Below are 20,044 nucleotides of genomic sequence, written 5' to 3'. Positions count from 1 at the left end.
GCGCAAGTCTTGTAGCAGCAGGGGCGGAAATTTTCTGCCCCTATCGATTTAAGATTTCCCTTGCACTTTGTTGGCAAACAGAGTAATTTAATTTATAATTGAAAGTTAAATTTTAGATCGAAAAATCTGCAAGCGGTTATGTTTCCAGGTAATGATTGAAGAAATCCGCAATAAAATTGTTCAAAGCCAGTTTGAGTTCTCACAGCACGCTCTCAATCAAAGCATCGTCCGCCAGATCGGGGTGCAAGAACTGCGCGAGGCTATTGCAAGCGGTGAAATTATCGAAGATTATCCAGACGACAAATATGGCCCAAGCTGCCTGATACTGGGTTTTACCCTAGCAGCTCGACCTTTGCACATCCAGTGTAGTTATCCATCCCGCCCTTTGATAAAAATTATTACCCTATACGAACCGAACCCCGAACTGTGGATGAATTTCAAAGTTAGGAGAACTTAAAATGAGCAATGAAGTCTGGAAAGAAACCATGATTGAACAAAGAGTGAACTATACTCTGGAATTAGATGGAAATTTTATCATTATTGAAAATGTGCCAGCCCGATTGTGTGTAGAAACAGGAGAGCGTTTTTTCTCACCAGAAACTGTAGAGCGACTACAACAAATCATCGGGAAAGGAAAACAGCCCAGTCGCACGCTGGAAGTCCCTGTGTATGAGTTTGCGTAATTAGTTAGCTAATCAAAACGCGGCATTAGTAAGGTGGAGAACACCTATAGGAAAATGAACGCAGATGAATCACATCGGCGTTTATTTGTGTTCATTTATTCAGTCTGCCATTATTTCTTGAGCTTGATTCCGCATCAAGGGAAAACGAAGGGCGATCGCACTCAATACTTTACCTAAATCAGGAGCATCTTTTACCAGATTTGGCGCTGGTTCTCGCGACTTCAAATCTGTTAAAATATTCAGGATTATCGTTGCTAAAAGTTCATCAGCATTCTCCAACAAACTTAATAGTAGACTCAAGTCTTCTTTGGCGCCCAACCAATACCTCGCCGCCAGCAATTCAGCTTTTACGGGCAAAGGAAGCTCCATTTTTAGATACTCTTCTAGTTTGGGCAATAGTTGCGATGTCCCTAAAAGCCCTATAGAGTTAGCAGCATAACCTCTAACTGCTCGATCTTGATTTGGATCTAGCAAAGAAAGTTCGAGAATTTCGATCGCTTCAGGGTTTTCTAAATACCCGAGAGTTTCTGCTGCTGATGCGCGCACCAGTGCTGAAGGGTCATTTCTTAAGATATATTCTATGGGTGCAACCGCAGGAGTATAACCAAGTTCGCCTAGCGCTTCCACAGTTTCATATCTCACCAATTCTTCTGGATCTTTGAGCAACGGCATTAATGCCAGACCAACTGTCTCTGCTTCTTCTATTCCTAAATAACCTAACGCATATACAGCATTGGAACGAAGAGCCACCTCGGTTGAATTTAACAACTTAAGTATTTTCGGTACAGCTTCATAAACTCGGGCATCAACCAAATCTATAATTGCTTCAGCTTGCCGAGATTTGTTGTCTGAATCACAATTATCTAGCAGGATTTCTATTGTTTGTTTATTCATAGTTGTATTATTGCTATAGCGAACGCTAATTTTTCAAAATGTCGCCGCTCCGAGTTTACCTTTTCTTTCTGCCGCCACTATGTCGGCTGTGTTTGCACCCGCAAGCTTTTTTAGTCCGGTATATTCTCACCTGTTTGGCAGTATCCTCCCTTCGTTTAGCATCCTCTAGGATAATTTTCAACGCTTCGCATTTGTCCTCTGTTAAACTTTCGCTCATTAACTGATACATTTCTTGTAAGATACCCGTATCAGCCACGTTACCTTCAGAAGTCATGTTTCTTTTGTGCCATAGTGTTTAAATCATAATAATTTTAAGGTAAAATCTCGATCGCCCCTCAAAAAATATTCTAATTTATGGCGAGCGACCAACTTCAATTTTAGCACAACAGGCAAGTGCCTAATCTTTCACAATTCACTAGGCTAAAATTGTTGAACCATCCATACCAGAAATCCGAGAATTTCTGCAACTGGCGGCAGGGGATAATTCGTAAAGTCGATCGTCACTGTTTTACCTTCTAATTTCAGAAACCGCCACTGTTCGCCGTTGGTGACGCTGCCATAAATTGCGGGAATTGAATCTCCTTTCGCTTCATTGAATTTCTGCGCGGCGACCATTTCTGCAACGCATTGTCCCATTCCCGTTTTGATATCGGCTTTTTTTGCCTCTACAATGACAACCGCTGGTGCTTAAATTTCTAACAATTCGGCGGATATGCTAATCATAAAATCGCAAACTCCGTTAAGCCCTTGTGTCGGATCTACTGTAAACTATTCTCCCGAAAAGATACTAATTTGACGCTGCAAAATTTTTCTAACTTCCAGCAAAACAGGACTAATAATGAGTTCCGATCGCGCTTTTTCACTGCCAGTGGCAATAGCTAGAGGCAAGCTTTCTGCTAAAAAATCGGCTAGTGTAGCGCTGGGGGCGATCGCATCTACGGACGGGAAAAATCGCACGCCTTCAACCGTTGTCAAACCAAAGGCTTGTTTGACTTGTCCAATGCTGGTGAACTCATTGTAAGACATGGTTGTTTCGGAGAGTTGCTTTGCCCGGTTCGCTTGGCGATACCTGGGACATCGCTCTTGATGTCTAAGATTATCACAAATTCATCCTTTGTGCAGATGGAAATCATGCCTTAAATAATGAGAAACTTATATTAGCGTTACCCTTTTTTGAGCGATGACAAACCGAGTTTTGATTGTCGGGGGCCGGGGGCGAATTGGCAACAGCGTTGCTCAAGACCTTGTTACCCACACCGACGCAGAAGTTACTATTACCGGACGCGACCCCAATGGCTCTCTTCCGCCAGAGTTGCCGCCGGATCGATCGCGCTATTTAGCTTTAGATTTAGCAGACAGTGCAGCTCTGAGCCAAGCGGTTTCAGCCTCTAACCTCGTCGTTCACTGTGCCGGGCCTTTTCACTACCGAGACGCGGGTGTATTGAAAACTTGCATCGAAGCAGGTGTTAATTATACCGATGTCAGCGACAGCCGCAGTTTTACTCGCAGAGCTTTAGAATTGCGCGAAATAGCTAAAAATGCCGGGGTGACAGCGATTATTAACACGGGGATTTTCCCTGGGGTTTCTAACAGCATGGTGCGCCGAGATGTCGAGCAATTAGATACCGCAGAACACATCCATTTGAGTTACGTTGTCGGCGGTTCCGGCGGCGCTGGCGTTACCGTCATGCGCACTACTTTTTTAGGTTTGCAAACTCCGTTTGATGTTTTGGTTGATGGCAAATTACAGCAGATTAAACCCTACACCGAACGCGAAACGATAGAATTTCCCGCACCCTACGGCAAAACAGGCGTTTACTGGTTCGATATGCCGGAAGCTATCACATTGCCCGAAACTTTCCCCGTGAAAACAGTGATTACTAAATTCGGCACTTCTCCCGACCTTTACAATCACCTGACTTGGTTTGTTGCCAAATACTGGCCGGATAGCTGGCTGAAAAATCCTTCTGTTATCGAGTTTTTGTCCTATGTCAGTTACGGGATGACGGCTGTTAGCAATAATTTTAGCGGTGTGGGCGTGGCCGTGCGATCGCAAGTAAGTGGCATCAAAAACGGTCAGCCCGCGAAAGTTCGATCGACAGCGGTACACCCGAATGCTGCTGTCGCTACGGGCATCGGTACTGGCAGTATCGCTCAGTTAATGTTAGAAGGTAAACTCCAAAAACCGGGGGTTTGGTCGGTTGAGCAAGCTCTTTCTACTGAGCTATTTGAAGCAGCTATGCAGAGCCGAAATCTCAAGATAGAGCAGGTTTTGTTGTAGTTGTATCGGGTTTTAATGGCAATTTTAAATTTGGGTGAAGGGGCTTTTTTTGATGAACCGCTAAGACGCGTTAGGCTTTCGCCGCGCGATAGCGCTCTTGTCGCGAAGGAAGAGGAGATAAGAGTAAGGGTTTGTAGTTGATGCGAGAAGCGCTAGATGGTTTTTGGGCAGAATGGGGATCGCCCCTCACAGGAGATGAGTTCCGCTTGTTTAACTAATCTATCTTTTGGTAGAAGTAATTGTCACAAGCAGGCGCTTAGTATGTTGCACATCACGAGAAATATCACTGTGCGCTAGCTCGAGATGCGCTAGCTGCTACAAGAGTTGTGCTTCGGGCCCGGTTCTTGACGTGCGATCGCCCCCAATAGCACAACAAAGACGATAATTTTTGCAAAAAAATACGAGGAGACGTTGATATGAAGCGGGTTTTAAAAGCTCTCGGGCAAACATTGAGTCAAAGTATTTTGCTGGTATGTATGCTGGCTTTCATTGCTCTGGCTGGTCTAGCAATAGCACCAAATCAGGCTGCTCGCGCAGCAGGTCAATACAGCAGTCAGGCGCAGCCAGAAGCTAAAATTACTGACCCGGCCGAAAGTTTTGAGGATCTCAATCCCCAAGCAGCTTACGAAGATATCGTCAACACCGCTCAAAATCCTGCAAAAGTCGAGAAGGTTTACGATGAAAGTTTAAAGGAATACAAGCAAGAACACCCGCAAGAAAGCATTGTTCAAAAAGCTGAAGATTTGATCGAAAAGGTCACTGGCAAGGAATAAATTAAGGATTGGCTGCGGACTAAAGTCCTCACTACAAACCTTTTCAATAGCCACCAAAATTGTTGGTGATGACTTTAGTTAAACGTCATTGATGCGGACTAAAGTCCTCACTACAAACCTTTTCCACAGACGGGTGCTATATCCTTTGCCGTTAATTATGTAGGGTGCGTATTACGCACCTTATGTCGTTTAATTAGGGTGTTGAAAGTCTTGGTTTTTGTATCAGAGATTGTTATTATTTGCCGATTGTCTGTCTTTTGGCGATCGCAGATTCATCCCTCAGGAAGATGAATAAATAGGAACTAAAAAGATAAGTTTAAGAAAAGTTGCAGTTAGATAAAAGGAAAAAAATATCATGATCGATGATAACAAAACCGTGAAGCAACCTGATGCTAACCTCGACCCGCTGTCGGGAGAAACTGGAGCTCATCCCGTGGGAACTGGTATCGGTGCTGCGAGTGCTGGTGCTGCTGGTGCTGCGATTGGTGGCGCCCTTGGCGGCCCTGTGGGAGCTGTTGTAGGCGCTGTTGTGGGCGCGTTTAGCGGCGGTTTGGCTGGTAAAGGTGTGGCTGAGTCGATCGACCCCACGGTAGAAGATGCTTACTGGCAAAATAACCACCAATCCCGTCCTTACGCGGATACCAGCACAACCTACGAGGACTATCAGCCTGCATACCGCACCGGTTATGAGGGCTACAGCCGCTATTCCTCTACTGGTAAAAGCTTCAACGATCTCGAAAACGATTTGCAGCGCGACTACGAAACAAATCGCGGTAAGTCGAATGTAACTTGGGAAAAAGCCAAGCACGCCACCCGCGACGCTTGGGATCGGGTAGAACGCGCTCTTCCTGGCGATATTGACAAAGACGGGCGCTAAGCTGACGCGCATCTAATTTTAAGAATCCTATTTCTTGACTTCTTGTGGGACGGGGTAGAACCCCGCCCCAAAAATAACACGCTCGTTGATATCTGGTACTATTTTCAACGCGAGTTTGGCAAAGTTCTTGGGAATTTTTTACCCCTCTCTACATCGGGAGGGGTATTTTTAGGCTTTTTTGAAATTCCTTTGTTCAGAAATCAAGATTTTTTACTGTTGGTACCGCAAAAAAACTTATTAACCAGGGAGTTTGAGATGGACACTATTTTTTGACTCTTAGGCTTAAAATTAAACTAATTCAGGACTCGCGAGCGATCGCCTATTTCTGAGATTGTTAGCAATCTGCCTCATTCTATCGCAGCCTGAGGGTGAGACCGCTGGTTGCCTCAAGTCCGATAATTGTTAATCTAAATCCTTTCATTCAAAATTGGTATAACTTGTGGATGCAATGTTGGAAAGAGCTTGGACACTCAAGCAAAATTTAATTGACTTTGTGCTGGATGCTGAGGGAGATTTGGCGGTAGCTTTGGAAGCTTTTGCAGCAGCTCGCTCGACGGGCGAGCGCTATGATATCGCTCAGCAAAATCAAGTGATTGACAGTTTTACCGTCGAAGGTAAAGTCGGAGACAAAACTCCGATCGACCTTTTTGTCGAAAATCATCCGGATTTAACCGATCGCGATATCAGTTTGCTCAAAAGTTGGGGCAGAAAAAGCTTCCCCGGCTTGTTTGAAATTACTCAAATTTCGCCTGACAGCTTTGAGGTGACAAACTGGCTGACGGCGAAGCACTACGCTGTCAAACCCAACAGCGCTAATTTCCTGCAAGAAATATCTCGCTTTAAGTTAGGAGAAATCTTGCGGGCTCGGATTGCTCCTCTCACCGATGACTGGTGGATACTGTCTGCGCCTCCGATTCCCATGGGGAAATTGGGTAAGCCGAAGTTGGCCGTGGCGATCGGCAATTTCAAGCAAAATTACAAAAATAACCTCTACAGCGACGCCCCAGAACTCTTAGAGCAAGCTTGGAAGTCGGTAGAACAGTATCACGAAGATTTTACCGAATTTTTTGGCAGCGACGAAGTGACGCTATCGGGATATCACCTCAACAAACAGTTGGCCGAATTTCAGGAGGTAATGACTAAAAAACGCCTAGCTGATATGGGTATCGATCAAAGTAAGTCTCTCGCGGATATCGTTGAAGATGCCGGAGTCGATCCAGAAGAAATCAAAGCAGTTGCGATCGCAGCAGCCGGCGCCGATACTAAAGCAGTTGAGGTGGTGCTCGACAGCAATCCCCGTTCAAAAATGGTAACGCCGAAAGTCGAATTGCCCGATCGCTTCAAAAAAGCCGAAAAGGTGACAGCACTTTCTCATAAACGCTGGGGACAAAGCTTTTTGTCTAACTACAGTCAGTTTACCGAAATGCTGGCAGCAGAGGACTTTTCCACCATTCCCGGTTACGATAAACTCGTTCGCAGCTATCTCGAAGATCCGGCAATTAATACCTGGATTTGGCGGCGCTTAGCTCAAGTTAATCCTGCCAAATTAGACAAAATATTGCAAACTGTATTGGCGCGCACAGATTTTCAGATCGAGACCGATTTAGATTCTTTACTCCAAGAATTCAAAAAACCCTTAGAACCCGAACTCCCTGAAATTGCCAGCGTTCCCCTGCACCTGCACAACTTGTTTCAGGAAGCTTTAGGCGAAGTTCACAAGTCAAAGTCCAAACCGCAGGATAAAAAGAAAAGCTCTAAAGGCTTTAAATCCTGATCTTCTCCCTTGCACTCGTTGATTGTTCGGATGTCATACCATTTTTCTAAAGATGTGCTATCGATGAACTCTTAGCCCCCCCTTACTAAGGGGGGGTTGGGGGGGGTAATATCTAGCGCTACTTTATGAAATTGGTATCACCCCATTTGATATGAGAGTCGGTTAAAACCGACTTAAGCTTTGAGGCAGGGGTTTAAACCCCTGCTGTGCCTCCGGTACAAGCTCAAAGCTCGATCTTTAATGCAAAATTCCACTGCGCCACCGACTCACCAAGCAATCTCAAAATTTAAAACTATTTTAAGTAATCTTACTGATCCCAATATTTTTTTGTTACTCAAACTTTATGGCACTCTCTATCTGTGTCGCCCTTGCACAAGTGGTATCGCAATGCAAAATCTCGCGATCAAAAGTTAGATTTATGTCTTTTTATACCTGACTCAAATAAATGCTATCCTTGTAGGAAGTAAATAGACAAGCTAACTATCGCAAGTTTGGGCCCTTACTACAATGAGCGAAAAAGTATTTAAGCTGTTGGACGAATTGCAGGGACATATTGAGCAACTAACTCTAGACAAAAAGGAGACTTTTACCAGCAATATCAATCATTTACCCTGCTCCTTGGAGGAATTGGTTTCCGAGTTTCAGTCACTTGTATTAGCCAAAGAAAAGCAAGGAAACCTAGAAAAAATCAACCATAATTTAGAGCTTCAAGTTGTGCAGCAAGCTGCCAAAATCAGAAATCTAGAGCAGCAGTTAGAGCAAAGCCAGGTGCTGTACAGTAGGGTGACTCAGGCACTGACAAAAGGAGAAGCCAGACTGCAAACAATCCTGCGAAACTCTTCCGATTTAATTACAATTATTGAAGCAGACGGGCGCATACGAGACCAAAGTGCGAGCGCATTTGAACGGATTTTAGGCTACAAAGCCCAACAAAGAATTGGCGAATTACACAGCGATTTCTTACATCCAGACGATGTACCTGCTTGGCAAGCATATTTTGCCAAATTGCTCAAACAGCCGGGAATTGCACCGCCGATCGAATATCGCAAACGCCACGCTAGCGGCAACTGGGTTTATTTAGAAGTAATTGCTAACAATTTGCTGCACGATTCCAGCATCAACGGCATCATCATCAATTCCCGCGACATTACTGAGCGGAAGCTCTCAGCAGCAGCTTTAGAAAAATCGCAACAACAAATCGTTAACATCTTAGAAAATATCACAGATGGCTTTTATACGCTAGACCGCCATTGGCAGTTTACCTATGTCAACCCAAAAGCAGAGGAATGCTTGCACAGAAAGCGTGAAGAACTTTTAGGAAAAAACATTTGGGAGCAGTTGCCCAACACCGCGAAAACAATTTTTTTTGAAAAATTTCACAACGCAGTATCTCGTAACATTCCTGTTAAATTTGAAGGGCATTACGAGCAGCAAAATATCTGGTTTGAAGTCGAGGCTTATCCGTCGGAAGAAGGTTTATCGGTGTTCTTTCAAGATATTACAGAGCGCAAAACAGTACAAAATGTACTGGAACAAATCTACTCTCAGTTAGAACAGCAAACGAAGCTGCTCGATACTGTACTTTCAACTACGCCCGATCGCCTTTTGATGTTCGATCGCTCAGGGCGACTAACTTATATCAACCGCGCCGGATTAGAGCTTACCAGGCTCTCCGAAGCCTGCATTTTCGGCAAAACTGTAGAAGAGATTGGCTTGCCCCCACAACTGATCGAACTGCACAGCAATTGCTGGCAAAAGGTACTAGCAACGGGACAAACTTTAACAGCAGAAACTGAGTTGATCAATCCGCGTACCGGGCGCAAAAATTATTGCAGCTACATCTTTAGCCCGATCGCGAATGCCGAGGGCAGCATCGACGCAATTCTAGTCACCAATCGAGACATTACCGAACTCAAAGCAGCCACAGCAGCCCTGCGCGCATCCGAATCGCGCTACCGCATTTTATCGCAAATTACCTCAGATTTTGCCTATTCCTTTAACTTATTGCCTGACCAAACCTGGGCCTGCGAGTGGATGACCGAAGCTTTTACGCGGATTACCGGTTATACTGCATCGGAAATCGCTACTTCCGGCTGGCCAGAATGCAACTGCATTCATCCCGAAGATCGAGAAATGTTGCAAGAACAAATGCAGTTGCGCGACGGCAGCCGCGAGGAAGTCAGCGAGTATCGCATTGTCACAAAAGCCGGGGAAATTCGGTGGCTGTGGGATTGCAGGCAAGTTGTGTGGGATGAAGCCGAGAATCGCGCTGTCGGCATTTACGGTGCTTGTCAGGACATCACCGAACACAAGTTAGTACAGGCTAAATTGTGCGAAACTAATCAACTGTTGGAAGCGTTAATTCAAACTTTGCCGCTGGCAGTTGTCGGCGTTGATGCCTCTGCTGCGGTGACGCTGTGGAATCCGGCGGCAGAGCGAATTTTTGGCTGGAAAGAACCTGAGGTTTTGGGGGAGATTTTGCCGATCGTCCCCAGCGATGAAATTGTCGATTTTAGTGCTATGCTTCAGTCAGAATTGGCAGGGGAAGTACAAGTTGCCAAGAACGGCAAGCGGCGGCGGAAAGACGGTTCGTTAATTGAGCTCTCTATCTCCACTGCACCGCTGCGAAATGACCAAGGCTTGATTAGTGGCAGCATCAGGATATTTTCTGAGATTTCCGCAGTTACAGGAAAGCAGGAGCAAAAAGGCAATTCAAAGCGCGATCGATCCGAGCCATTTTGGGCGCGTTACGTCCGCATTCCCGACCTAAAAAACAATTAAACCAGCTCGCAGCTAATAGTAATATCAATCAAATAGGTTAGTAGTGAGGACTTTAGTCCTTCTTCATAGTAGTTGTAGGGTGCGTCGCCATTCAAAATCCCTCACATTCAATCGATAATCTCATAGCGACGCACCTGGATTATTCAATAGTTTTTGTGAACAACCCGGACGTTCACTCCGCCCAACAGCGAGCATCTCAGTTTTGCATTTGTAGTAGTGCTGTCCACCAAGAGCGTGCTATGTAAAGCACGCTCTTGGTGGACAGCACTCTAAAAAAAACATCCTTTTTGCGAAAATTGAAATGCTCCCGCCCAACAATTATGTTGTAGCAAGGATTTTTAGAAATCCTATAAGGTGCGTCGCCGTGAGATGATCGATTGAATGCGAGGATTTTCTATGGCGACGCACCCTACAACTACTGCCAACCCGCGATTTTCACTCTTCAACTTGTCTGACAGCCATGCGTTGCAGCGGCAGGCTGAGGATGCTAGAAGCAGTCAACAAATAAGAAAGAACAGTAGTCAGCTTCAAACTGAGCAACAACCAACTATCCTCAGGTAAGTGAAGTTTGAGCCCAAAAACAGAGATGCAGTAGACTATCCAGTAAGTAAAGCTCATCTTGATCAGGATTTCTTCGCTCAAAGTACGCGCGGCGAAACTATCCCGTAGGGAATCGTCCGCCCGTTGCGAGTCGCCCTTGTCGCCCAACAGCACCAGACCCCCAACAGAAGCCACAAAAGAAACCATCACCAGATAGTCATGCCAGTTAAGCTCAACCATTTCTCAACTCCGGTTTTATCGTAATTTTTAGAATTAGACATCAGTCTAAAGGATAAGTTTTCCAGCTCCAAGCAATAGTTACAATTTGACACAGCCGCAGTTACAAATCGCAATGAAAATTCACCGCAACCGCCCGCCACAGCCTCGTTTAGTCAGCCGAAAAGGACAATTTCCCTTAAATATTGTCAAGTTGGGAGTACCTCGCCTGCATTTCGCCGACCTCTACCACAAGCTGCTAATTCTTTCTTGGCCGCAATTTTTCATGCTGATTTGTTTCTGTTATATACTCACCAATTCTTTATTTGCCTTAGCTTACTTGGCGGGAGGAGATAGCATTGCTAATGCACGGCCCGGTTCATTCAAAGATGCCTTTTATTTCAGCGTGCAAACAATGGCAACAATTGGCTACGGCGCCATGTATCCGCGCACCGATTATGCTAATACTATGGTCACGATCGAAGCGTTTTTTGGTTTGTGGGGAGTCGCAATGGTGACGGGACTGGCTTTTTCGAGATTTTCTCGACCAACCGCTAGAGTTATCTTCAGTCGCGTAGCTACAATCGCTCCTTTTAACGGCGTTCCGACTCTGATGTACCGCGCAGGAAATCAGCGCTTCAACCAAATTTTAGAAGCGCAGCAGCGAGCTACTTTGATCCGCGACGAAGTAACATCGGAAGGAGAATATATGCGGCGTTTTTACGATTTGCAATTAATCCGGAGTCAATCTCCTATTTTTGCCTTAACTTGGACGGTGATGCACGCAATTGACGAGAACAGTCCTTTGTACCAACTTACCGCCAAAGATTTGCTGGAGCAGCAAGCCGAAATTGTAATTACGCTAACGGGAATTGACGACACAGTTTCGCAAACTATTCACGCGAGACATTCTTTCGTAGCTTCTGAGATTATCTGGAATATGCGGTTTGTAGATATTATTTCGAGAACTCCGGATGGCGGGCGGGTCGTTGATTATACTCTGTTTCACGATGTGAAGCCTGCGGAATGAGACAAACTTTACGCACGAGTGGCTAGAAACCGGGTTTTTTGCGAAAACACTGCACTCCCACCTGGAATCTCAGTAAAAAACCCGGTTTCTTTGGTATTGATGGAGGAGTGGCTAGAAACCGGGTTTTTTGGAAAAATACGGCACTCCCACCTGGAATCTCAGTAAAAAACCCGGTTTCTTTGGTATTGATGGAGGAGTGGCTAGAATACCTGTATGCCAAAACAAGTTAATATTTATGAACTCAATAACTGCCAATATGACACTGAAAGAATTACAACCACAACTCCTGGCGTTAACTGCTGAAGAAAAGACTCAAGCTATACAATTTTTAGCCCAAAGTTTAACCAACTTTTGGTCTGGAATTCAAAAAACTCCCGGCGTAATGGGCGGCGAAGCTTGTATCAGACAAACTCGCATTCCTGTTTGGTTGTTAATAAGTTATCGCCGTCAAGGTGCTAGCGATGCTCATATTTTAGAAGGTCATCCCGATCTGAGTGCTGCCGATTTGGTCAATGCTTTTGCTTATGCTGAGGCACAGGTTGATGAGATCGATCGAGCTATTCTAGAGCAAGAAGAAGCATAGACTGTGCCTCGTATTTATGCAGACGAACAATACCCGTTTCCGGTTGTAAAACTTCTCCGCAATTTGGGGCATGATGTCCTGACAGTTCAAGAAGCGGGGAAAGCAAATCAAAAGATACCTGATGATGAAGTTCTAGCTTTTGCTGTTAGCACGAATCGCGCAGTTGTGACACTAAATAGACCAGATTTTATTCGACTGCACAAGTTAAGTTCTGACCATAATGGGATTATTGTATGCACGAACGATCAAAATTTGGAGCGGCTGGCGGCGCGGATTGATGAGGCTATTTCTAATCTCGAAACTTTGAGAGGTATGCTGATTCGAGTTAACCGCCCGTCGGACTGATTATAAGTTAGAGAATACATCTAGTCTGGAATGCACTCATACTATGCCAATAATTCTGTTCTCCGCTTTGGTTCGCCGCACCCTACGATTGACCGTTAAATATGTTGAATACAATTTGGGAGGGGAAGTGCTAGAATAGTTTGATGGTAAAAAAAAGTAGATTTTCCTCACTAATTACGAACATGACACTGAAAGAATTACAACCGCAACTCTTGGCGTTAAGTCCAGAGGAAAAGACTCAAGCTATACAACTTTTAGCCCAAAGTTTAACCAACTTTTGGTCTGGAATTCAAAAGACTCCTGGCGTGTGTGGTGGCGATGCTTGCATCAGACAAACACGGATTCCGGTTTGGGTGTTGGTGAATGCTCGCCGTCTAGGTATTTCTGAATCTGAACTCCTAGAAGATTATCCGACTCTGCGTGCGGCTGACTTGGCGAATGCTTGGGCTTATGCTGAGGTATATCCTGACGAGATTGAAACAGCAATTCAACAAAATGAGGATGATTGAAAAGTGGCACGTTTTTATGCAGATGAACAATACCCAAAACGAGTGGTAGAATTTATAAGGACTTTTGGTCACGATGTTCTGACAGTACAGGAAGCAGGAAATGCTAATCAAAAAATTCCTGATGAAGAAGTATTAGCTTTTGCATTGAGTATTGACCGCGCTATTTTAACGCTCAATCGCCGTCATTTTATCAAGCTGCATACATTACAACCAGACCATGCTGGTATCATTGTTTGTAAAGATGATTCAAATAGAGAGCGGCTGGCGGCGCGGATTGATGAGGCTATTTCTAATCTCGAAACTTTGAGAGGTATGCTGATTCGAGTTAACCGCCCGTCGGACTGATTATAAGTTATAGAATACATTTAGTCTAGAATGCACTCATACTATGCGAATAATTCATACTGCTGACTGGCATTTGGGGCGACGTTTTCGAGGAATCGATCGCACTTCTGAAATTGCGATCGCCCTGGAACAGATTTTGAAACAAGCCAAAGAGCTAGATGTCGATGCTGTGTTGGTAGCCGGAGACATTTTTGACGTTCCCAACCCTCCAGCTTACGCTGAGCGCATAGCCTATCACTTTTTTTGCGAACTCCAAGCTGCCGAAATTCCCGCAATTGCGATCGCCGGCAATCACGATTCAGCATCCCGCATCGACAGCATCGCGCAACTGCTATCCCTCGCCGGCGTTCGCGCTTTAGGTAAACCCAGGCGATCGGCAGACGGCGGCACGATTACTCTTAATACCAAAAGTGGTAAACTGTGCGTGGGAGCAATGCCTTTTGCTTCCGAACAAAGACTGTTAGATGCCAATTCTCTCTGGCACTCCGGCGACGCCAACCGCCGCCAAGATTACCGCGAGATTGTAGCAGATTTACTGCAAAATTTAACGACAGATTTTCGAGATAATACAGTGAATATGCTGATGGGACACATGAGCATTGACGGCGCTCGCTTAGCGAAATCCGAAGTCGCTTACTACACCCGAGACAAATACCTGCTATCATCGCAAACTCTGCCGCCAGAAGCTCAATATATCGCCCTCGGACACATCCACATTCACCAGCGCATTGCTAAGAGTTCTCCCGCTTATTATTCTGGTTCTTTAATTCAGTTAGATTTCGGAGAAGCGGAACAGGAAAAAGGATTTTGCTTAATCGAAGTTGAGCCTGGAAGTCAAGCCAAAGTAGAATTTAGACCTGTGGCTTGCCACAAACCCTTAAAAGTGCTTCAATGTGATAATGACAATCTCGATGCTACTTTAGAAGCTCATCAGTATCATCCTGGTTTCTTGAAGGTAATTGTCGAACTAGATAGCCCGCAAATCGGATTAGCCGATCGCGTCAGGCAAATCTGTTCTCAAGCGCTGTTAATTGAGCCGCGCTATCGGGATGCACCGCTAGAACCCACAGAGAGCACTAATATCGATCCCAACAATTTCGATCCAGCAGCAGAGTTCTGCAACTACTATCAAAACCGCTTGGGAACAACACCGCAACCCCCTGTATTGGAGGAATTTCAGAATTTGTACCAGAAGTTTAAGGAAACAGTTAATAGTCAGTAGTCAGTAGTCAGTAGTCAGTAGTCAGTAGTCAGTAGTCATTAGTCAGTAGTCATTAGTCATTGGTAATGGGTAATGGGTAATCGGTAATAGGTAATTGGGGATTTGGTAATCGCTAATCGGTAATCTGTCATTTAACTCGTTGCCTGGATGGGTTGGTAAAAAATAACGACTCTAAAAGCGAGATTTTTAAATTCCCCAATTCCCAATGCCCTATGCCCCATGCCCCATGCCCCACTGCCCTGCGAGTGCCCATGCCCCATGCCCCATGCCCCATGCCCCATGCCCCATGCCCCAAATCTAAAATCGTTTATGCGTCCACTAGAACTTTTGCTCGAAGGATTTACTAGCTTCCGCCGGGAACAGCGTTTAGATTTTTCTGAACTCGATTTGTTTGCCATTACTGGTGCTACTGGTGCGGGTAAATCTTCGCTGCTAGATGCGATGACTTACGCGCTTTTTGGGACGACCACTCGCAGCGGTAAACAAGTAGGCGATTTGGCAAGTCAAGGTAGCGAAAATCTCAAGGTGCAGTTGCGTTTTACTGTAGGTTTGGTACAGTATCGAGTGACTCGTAGGTGGCGTTTTCGTCCGAAATCTCCTGAAAATAAGGTGATTTTGGAAAGTTGGCAAAATGGGGATTGGGAAACTTTGGGAACGAGTATTGTTGCTGTTCAAAATACGATTGAACAGATTTTAGGAATGGATTTTGATACTTTTACTAGAGCGATTATTCTGCCACAAGGCAAGTTTGATGAGTTTATTAAAGGGGATACTTCTAAGCGCAGAGAAATTTTGCGGCAATTAGCGGGATTTGAGATTTTTGAGCAGATGCGGAAGGAAGCAAACGACCTTGCAAAGCTGTTGAAACAAGAACGCGAAATGGTGGAAAGGCAGCTAGCTGAGTTGAGCGCGCCGGCGGCGGCTGAGGTGGAGCTAAAACGATCGCAACTTTGGGTTTTAGAGCGGCAGTTACCCGAGTTCGAGCGCGCTGTTATGCAAGCTCAAAAGGCTCTGGATGAAGAAGAACAGCTATTTTCCCAAATCGCTCGCTGGCAAGAGTTGGAACAAGAATTAGCGCAATTAAATGCTAGTTCCGCCGAGATAACAATTTTAGCACAGCGCTTGGAAAGAGCGCAAGCTGCCAACCATTTGCAGGGAGATTGGGCGTTAGTGCGATCGGCTCGCAGTCAGTATGAAACTGCCGAAAGTGCTGCTATATCGGCGCGAGAACGGTTAATTAAAGCTCGTTCGGAGCTAGCAGCAGAGCAGCAGAAACTTGAGGCTGCACAAGCCAAATCCGAGGCACTAGCACCCGAAATTAAGGCTCGCGAAGATGCTCTAGCTGCTGCCAAAGTATATGAAGAACAGCGCGCTCAATTAGATAAAGAAGTTGCCCTCGCCCAGAAAAACCAACAGGAAAAACTCCGCTTTCTCCAAGTAGCAGATAAAGAACTGCAAGCTGCTAACACTAAAATTCAGGCGGCGGGTTTTCGGGTTACTCAAGTAGCGGCAATGCTCGAAAAGTATTCGCCCGCAGGCAAGCGTTTTAATGAGTTGCAGGAAGTTGCACCTTTATTGATGGAAATTCAGCTAATTGCCAAACAGGTAAAAACTCAGCGCGAACAGTTGAATAAATCTGTTGCCCAAAAAGCAAGCGCCGAACAGAATTATGTGCAGGTGGCAACTAATTTAGCAGCGGCACAAATCAAGCTAAAAGAGTGCAGTGGCGAGTTGGAAGCGGTGGAAACTGCTAATGCGGAAGCGGCGCGTTTAGAGAGTGTGGCTGCTGTCAGGATGTCGCTGAATGCTGGCGATACTTGTCCGGTATGCGGGGGGGTGCATCCTGAGAGCGATTTGCTCCCTGCTTTGCCAAGTTCTAAGATTGTCGATGTTGCTGGTTTGCGACGGAAAGTTACGGATGCAAATCAGGTTTTGCAAGCTGCTCAAATGGCTGTGGCTGAGGGGAAAAGTGCAGTTTCAGCCTGCGAGCAAAAACAGTCAGAAATTGCTCGAACATTGGAAGTGACAGAGAAGAGAGTTGCCGAATTGCAGCAGCAAATCACTCAAGTTCTGGGAAATCCTGAGTGGGAAGTCTTGCAATTGCAGCAGGAGTTGGTTATACTTGCAGAGAGCGATCGCCAATACCGCGAAACCGAGCAGCAATTCCAGCTCGCATCGCTGGAATATAATAATTACGAACACAGATTTAATGTTGCTGTGACGAATCAAGCAACTAAACAGCAAGAATATCAAGATGCGATCGCCGAATCAGACCGCCGCCAGCAGCAATTGCAAAGTTGTGTGAATGCTCTTTATCAAATTACGGAATATCAACCCTATGCTAATTTAGCAAAAGCCTTAGCAGAAGACAAGCAAGAGCTGGCCAATCTGCTAAAAATTGCCGAAAAATTGTATCAAACCGCTCAAAATACTGCTATTCAAGCAGCAGAGAGAGAACAACAAGCTGGAGAAGTTTATGCAGAAGCGCAAGCTAGCAAACAGCAGTTAAACCAGGATTGGTTAGCAAAATTAACAGCGGCTGATTTCACAGAAGAGACATTTTTAGCAGCCGTGGCGCCCGTTAACGAACAATCGCAGTGGGAAAATGCGATTCGCTCTGTGCGCGAGTCAAAAATTCAGTTGGAGACGCGGGCGAAGGATTTACAGGAGGCGATCGCAGGCAGGACTACCGATGAAGATACTTTAGCACGAGCGCGATCGGCAAAACACACCGCCCAAGAAAACTTCAAACAAGCCAACAACAACCGCGCCGAACTTTTAGCGTGGATACAAGTAGCCGCCCAAACCCTCGAACAAGCCGAAAGACTGTCCCAGCAGATCGCAAATTTCACAGAACAAGAACAAACCTATCACACCTTAGCACAAAATCTGAAATCCAACGAATTTCAATCCTACATTTTAGAACATTTAGAAGCAGAATTAGTCGGCAGCGCCACCTTAATCTTGGAAGAATTAACCGAAAATCGCTACAAATTAAAAAACCAAGAAGGCGAATACTGGGTAACAGATAATTGGAATGGCGGCGAAGCTAGACGAGTGCGAACTCTTTCCGGCGGCGAAACCTTCGCCACTTCCTTGTCAATGGCTTTAGCTTTGTCAGAAAAGCTGTCTCAAGGAGCTCAACTAGGTAGCTTATTTCTCGATGAAGGATTCGGCACATTAGATGCAGAAACTCTCGAAAGCGTCACTCAAATTTTAGAATCATTGCGCCAGCGAGAAAGGCTGATTGGAGTGATTACCCACGTTCGAGGATTGGGCGAAAGATTGCCCGCCCAAGTTAAAGTATTTAAGTCGCCCCAAGGCTCTAGAATAGAAATAGAAAAAGTTTAATTCGATGATAATGAAGTTCGGAGTTTTTGTAGTAATTGTAGGGTGCGTCAGATGAGAAGATAACGACCACAAACAGATAATCTGCGCCTGACGCACCCTACGGTTAATCAGTGATTGTAGTAATTGTAGGGTGCGTCAGACGAGAAAATAACAAACACAAACAGACAATTCCCTCCTGACGCACCCTACGGTTAATCAGTGATTGTAGTAATTGTAGGGTGCGTCAGATGAGAAGATAAGGACTACAAACAGATAATTTTCGCCTGACGCACCCTACGGTTAATCAGTGATTGTAGTAATTGTAGGGTGCGTCAGATGAGAAGATAACGAACACAAACAGATAATTTTCGCCTGACGCACCCTACTGTTTGAATTACTCGCTAAAAGGAGGCAGAGCCTCCGAATATGCGTTACCAGGCAGAGCCTGTTAACAAGCAAAAAGAGTTTAATTATCTTAGAATCAAGTAAGTTGTAATTCTTGTAGGGTGCGTCAGTGAGAATATGAAGACGATAGACAGATAATTTTCGCCTGAGGCACCCTACGGCTAGTCAATAATTGTAGTAATTGTAGAGTGCGTCAGCTCTAAAAATTTTGACCGCAAACAGACTATTTTCGCCTGACGCACCCTACTGTTTGAATTACCCTCTAAAATTTCCTCTAATATATGATCGACAATCACCCAACTCGAATGCAATCGGTACAATCGCCAATAATTCCAGTAGTTGGCGAACTCATCCGGCAAAATCAGGGAACCATATCCTTAGGACAAGGCATAGTTTACTACAATCCGCCCCAAGAAGCCTGGGAAAAAATCCCCGAATTCTTCGCAAATCCCGACAATCACAAATACAAAGCCGTCGAAGGAATTCCACAATTACAAAATGCCATCGCAGCCAAACTCAGAACAGATAACGGCATAGAAATTAACAGCAAAAACTGCATTGTCGTTACCGCAGGCAGCAACATGGGATTTACCAACGCCATCCTCGCCATCACCTCGGCGGGCGACGAAGTTATCATCCAATCACCCTATTACTTCAACCACGAAATGGCGGCAGTCATGGCAAATTGTCACCCCGTGATAGTAGAAACCGACGCCAACTATCAACTCAATATTGCTGCAATTAAAAAAGCAATCACCGACAAAACGCGAGCCATCGTCACCATTTCACCAAACAACCCAACAGGCGTGGTTTATTCTCCCGAAGCACTCCGGGAAGTGAACGAAATTTGCCGCCAACACAACATCTATCACATCAGCGATGAAGCCTACGAATATTTTACCTATGACGGCGCGAAACACTGTTCGCCCGCAGCTTTTCCCAACAGCAGCGAACATACAATTTCCCTGTTTAGCCTTTCCAAAGCCTACGGTTTTGCGAGTTGGCGCATCGGGTACATGGTAATCCCAGAGCATTTGCTGGTTTCGGTGAGGAAAATTCAAGACACCATCTTAATTTGTCCGCCCGTAATTTCCCAGTATGCAGCCCTGGGAGCCTTGCAAGTTGGTCGAATTTACTGCGATAATTATGTAAGGGCGATCGCATCTGTGCGCCAACTCGTATTAGACGAACTCAATACCATCCCCAATTTGTGTACAATTTCCCCAGCCGCCGGAGCTTTCTACTTTTTCTTGAAAGTAGACACACAGCTCGATACAATGGAATTAGTAGAAAAATTAATTCGCGAACATCATGTAGCAGTGCTTCCCGGTACAACCTTCGGCATGGATAGCGGCTGCTATTTGCGCGTTGCTTACGGTGCTCTGGAGAAAGCAACCGCTACCGCCGGAATTAGGAGATTGGTCAAAGGTTTGAAAACAATTTTAGGAGCATAAGA

At 45.3% G+C, this 20,044-nt stretch carries 21 protein-coding genes; 15 read left to right on the top strand and 6 right to left on the bottom strand.

Features of this window, described 5'->3' with window-relative positions; all coding sequences use genetic code 11:
* Positions 1-151: 151 nt before the first annotated feature.
* Together QUB64_RS09055 and QUB64_RS09050 are read left to right on the top strand one after the other, a co-directional pair.
* Positions 152-457 carry a DUF4258 domain-containing protein gene (locus tag QUB64_RS09055; protein WP_333268539.1) on the top strand — a complete coding sequence of 102 codons (306 nt, stop codon included), beginning with the start codon at positions 152-154 and terminating at the stop codon, positions 455-457.
* 1 nt (position 458) lies between these two features.
* Positions 459-683 carry a YgiT-type zinc finger protein gene (locus tag QUB64_RS09050; RefSeq protein WP_333268537.1) on the top strand — a complete coding sequence of 75 codons (225 nt, stop codon included), beginning with the start codon at positions 459-461 and terminating at the stop codon, positions 681-683.
* A 99-nt stretch (positions 684-782) separates the two neighbouring features.
* Here the strand turns inward: QUB64_RS09050 and QUB64_RS09045 are convergent, their stop codons facing one another.
* From QUB64_RS09045 to QUB64_RS09030, 4 genes are all read right to left on the bottom strand, one after another.
* Positions 783-1,577: a HEAT repeat domain-containing protein gene (locus QUB64_RS09045; RefSeq protein ID WP_333268534.1), complete on the bottom strand. Its 795-nt coding sequence runs from the start codon at positions 1,575-1,577 to the stop codon at positions 783-785.
* Between the two features lie 55 nt (positions 1,578-1,632).
* Complete coding sequence (locus QUB64_RS09040; protein WP_333268532.1) at positions 1,633-1,851, bottom strand: polymorphic toxin type 34 domain-containing protein; 219 nt, start codon at positions 1,849-1,851, stop codon at positions 1,633-1,635.
* A 146-nt stretch (positions 1,852-1,997) separates the two neighbouring features.
* The gene (locus QUB64_RS09035) at positions 1,998-2,213 is read right to left on the bottom strand and encodes a hypothetical protein (protein ID WP_333268530.1); all 216 of its coding nucleotides are present in this window, start codon (positions 2,211-2,213) and stop codon (positions 1,998-2,000) included.
* Positions 2,214-2,345: 132 nt separating this feature from the next.
* On the bottom strand, positions 2,346-2,603 hold the full coding sequence (locus QUB64_RS09030) for a hypothetical protein (protein ID WP_333268528.1): 258 nt from the start codon (positions 2,601-2,603) through the stop codon (positions 2,346-2,348).
* Positions 2,604-2,757: 154 nt separating this feature from the next.
* Here QUB64_RS09030 and QUB64_RS09025 point away from each other — a divergent pair, with 154 nt between their 5' ends.
* The 5 genes from QUB64_RS09025 (at position 2,758) to QUB64_RS09005 (ending at position 10,063) form a co-directional block, all read left to right on the top strand.
* A complete protein-coding gene (locus tag QUB64_RS09025) occupies positions 2,758-3,858 on the top strand; it encodes a saccharopine dehydrogenase family protein (protein WP_333268526.1) in 1,101 nt (366 codons plus the stop codon).
* A 416-nt stretch (positions 3,859-4,274) separates the two neighbouring features.
* Entirely contained in the window at positions 4,275-4,631 is a 357-nt protein-coding gene (locus QUB64_RS09020) for a hypothetical protein (protein ID WP_333268524.1), read from the top strand.
* 355 nt (positions 4,632-4,986) lie between these two features.
* Positions 4,987-5,508 carry a hypothetical protein gene (locus QUB64_RS09015; RefSeq protein ID WP_333268522.1) on the top strand — a complete coding sequence of 174 codons (522 nt, stop codon included), beginning with the start codon at positions 4,987-4,989 and terminating at the stop codon, positions 5,506-5,508.
* 448 nt (positions 5,509-5,956) lie between these two features.
* Positions 5,957-7,282, top strand: coding sequence for a hypothetical protein (locus QUB64_RS09010; protein ID WP_333268696.1), 1,326 nt, complete (start codon positions 5,957-5,959; stop codon positions 7,280-7,282).
* A gap of 507 nt (positions 7,283-7,789) precedes the next feature.
* Positions 7,790-10,063 carry a PAS domain-containing protein gene (locus tag QUB64_RS09005; RefSeq protein ID WP_333268520.1) on the top strand — a complete coding sequence of 758 codons (2,274 nt, stop codon included), beginning with the start codon at positions 7,790-7,792 and terminating at the stop codon, positions 10,061-10,063.
* Positions 10,064-10,498: 435 nt separating this feature from the next.
* Here the strand turns inward: QUB64_RS09005 and QUB64_RS09000 are convergent, their stop codons facing one another.
* The gene (locus tag QUB64_RS09000; RefSeq protein WP_333268518.1) at positions 10,499-10,843 is read right to left on the bottom strand and encodes a hypothetical protein; all 345 of its coding nucleotides are present in this window, start codon (positions 10,841-10,843) and stop codon (positions 10,499-10,501) included.
* 112 nt (positions 10,844-10,955) lie between these two features.
* Here QUB64_RS09000 and QUB64_RS08995 point away from each other — a divergent pair, with 112 nt between their 5' ends.
* The 6 genes from QUB64_RS08995 to QUB64_RS08970 all read left to right on the top strand — a co-directional run bounded on the left by QUB64_RS08995 (position 10,956) and on the right by QUB64_RS08970 (position 14,853).
* Positions 10,956-11,849, top strand: a complete 894-nt coding sequence (locus tag QUB64_RS08995; RefSeq protein ID WP_333268516.1) for an ion channel — start codon at positions 10,956-10,958, stop codon at positions 11,847-11,849.
* Between the two features lie 256 nt (positions 11,850-12,105).
* Positions 12,106-12,432, top strand: a complete 327-nt coding sequence (locus QUB64_RS08990) for a DUF433 domain-containing protein (protein WP_333268694.1) — start codon at positions 12,106-12,108, stop codon at positions 12,430-12,432.
* Between the two features lie 3 nt (positions 12,433-12,435).
* Entirely contained in the window at positions 12,436-12,777 is a 342-nt protein-coding gene (locus QUB64_RS08985) for a DUF5615 family PIN-like protein (protein WP_333268514.1), read from the top strand.
* A gap of 182 nt (positions 12,778-12,959) precedes the next feature.
* On the top strand, positions 12,960-13,286 hold the full coding sequence (locus QUB64_RS08980; protein WP_333268511.1) for a DUF433 domain-containing protein: 327 nt from the start codon (positions 12,960-12,962) through the stop codon (positions 13,284-13,286).
* A gap of 3 nt (positions 13,287-13,289) precedes the next feature.
* Positions 13,290-13,631 (top strand): DUF5615 family PIN-like protein, encoded by a 342-nt coding sequence (locus tag QUB64_RS08975; RefSeq protein WP_333268509.1) that lies wholly within the window; start codon positions 13,290-13,292, stop codon positions 13,629-13,631.
* A gap of 43 nt (positions 13,632-13,674) precedes the next feature.
* A complete protein-coding gene (locus QUB64_RS08970; protein WP_333268507.1) occupies positions 13,675-14,853 on the top strand; it encodes a metallophosphoesterase family protein in 1,179 nt (392 codons plus the stop codon).
* Between the two features lie 127 nt (positions 14,854-14,980).
* Here QUB64_RS08970 and QUB64_RS08965 read toward each other — a convergent pair whose 3' ends face one another.
* Positions 14,981-15,148, bottom strand: a complete 168-nt coding sequence (locus QUB64_RS08965) for a hypothetical protein (protein WP_333268505.1) — start codon at positions 15,146-15,148, stop codon at positions 14,981-14,983.
* 14 nt (positions 15,149-15,162) lie between these two features.
* Here QUB64_RS08965 and QUB64_RS08960 point away from each other — a divergent pair, with 14 nt between their 5' ends.
* Positions 15,163-18,204: an SMC family ATPase gene (locus QUB64_RS08960; RefSeq protein ID WP_333268503.1), complete on the top strand. Its 3,042-nt coding sequence runs from the start codon at positions 15,163-15,165 to the stop codon at positions 18,202-18,204.
* A gap of 665 nt (positions 18,205-18,869) precedes the next feature.
* Positions 18,870-20,042, top strand: a complete 1,173-nt coding sequence (locus QUB64_RS08955; protein ID WP_442921641.1) for a pyridoxal phosphate-dependent aminotransferase — start codon at positions 18,870-18,872, stop codon at positions 20,040-20,042.
* Positions 20,043-20,044: the final 2 nt, after the last annotated feature.

This window comes from Microcoleus sp. Aus8_D2, assembly GCF_036702665.1.
GTDB lineage: Bacteria > Cyanobacteriota > Cyanobacteriia > Cyanobacteriales > Microcoleaceae > Microcoleus.
Note: the sequence above shows the minus strand (reverse complement) of the source record. Positions and strands in the feature narration are given on the sequence as shown.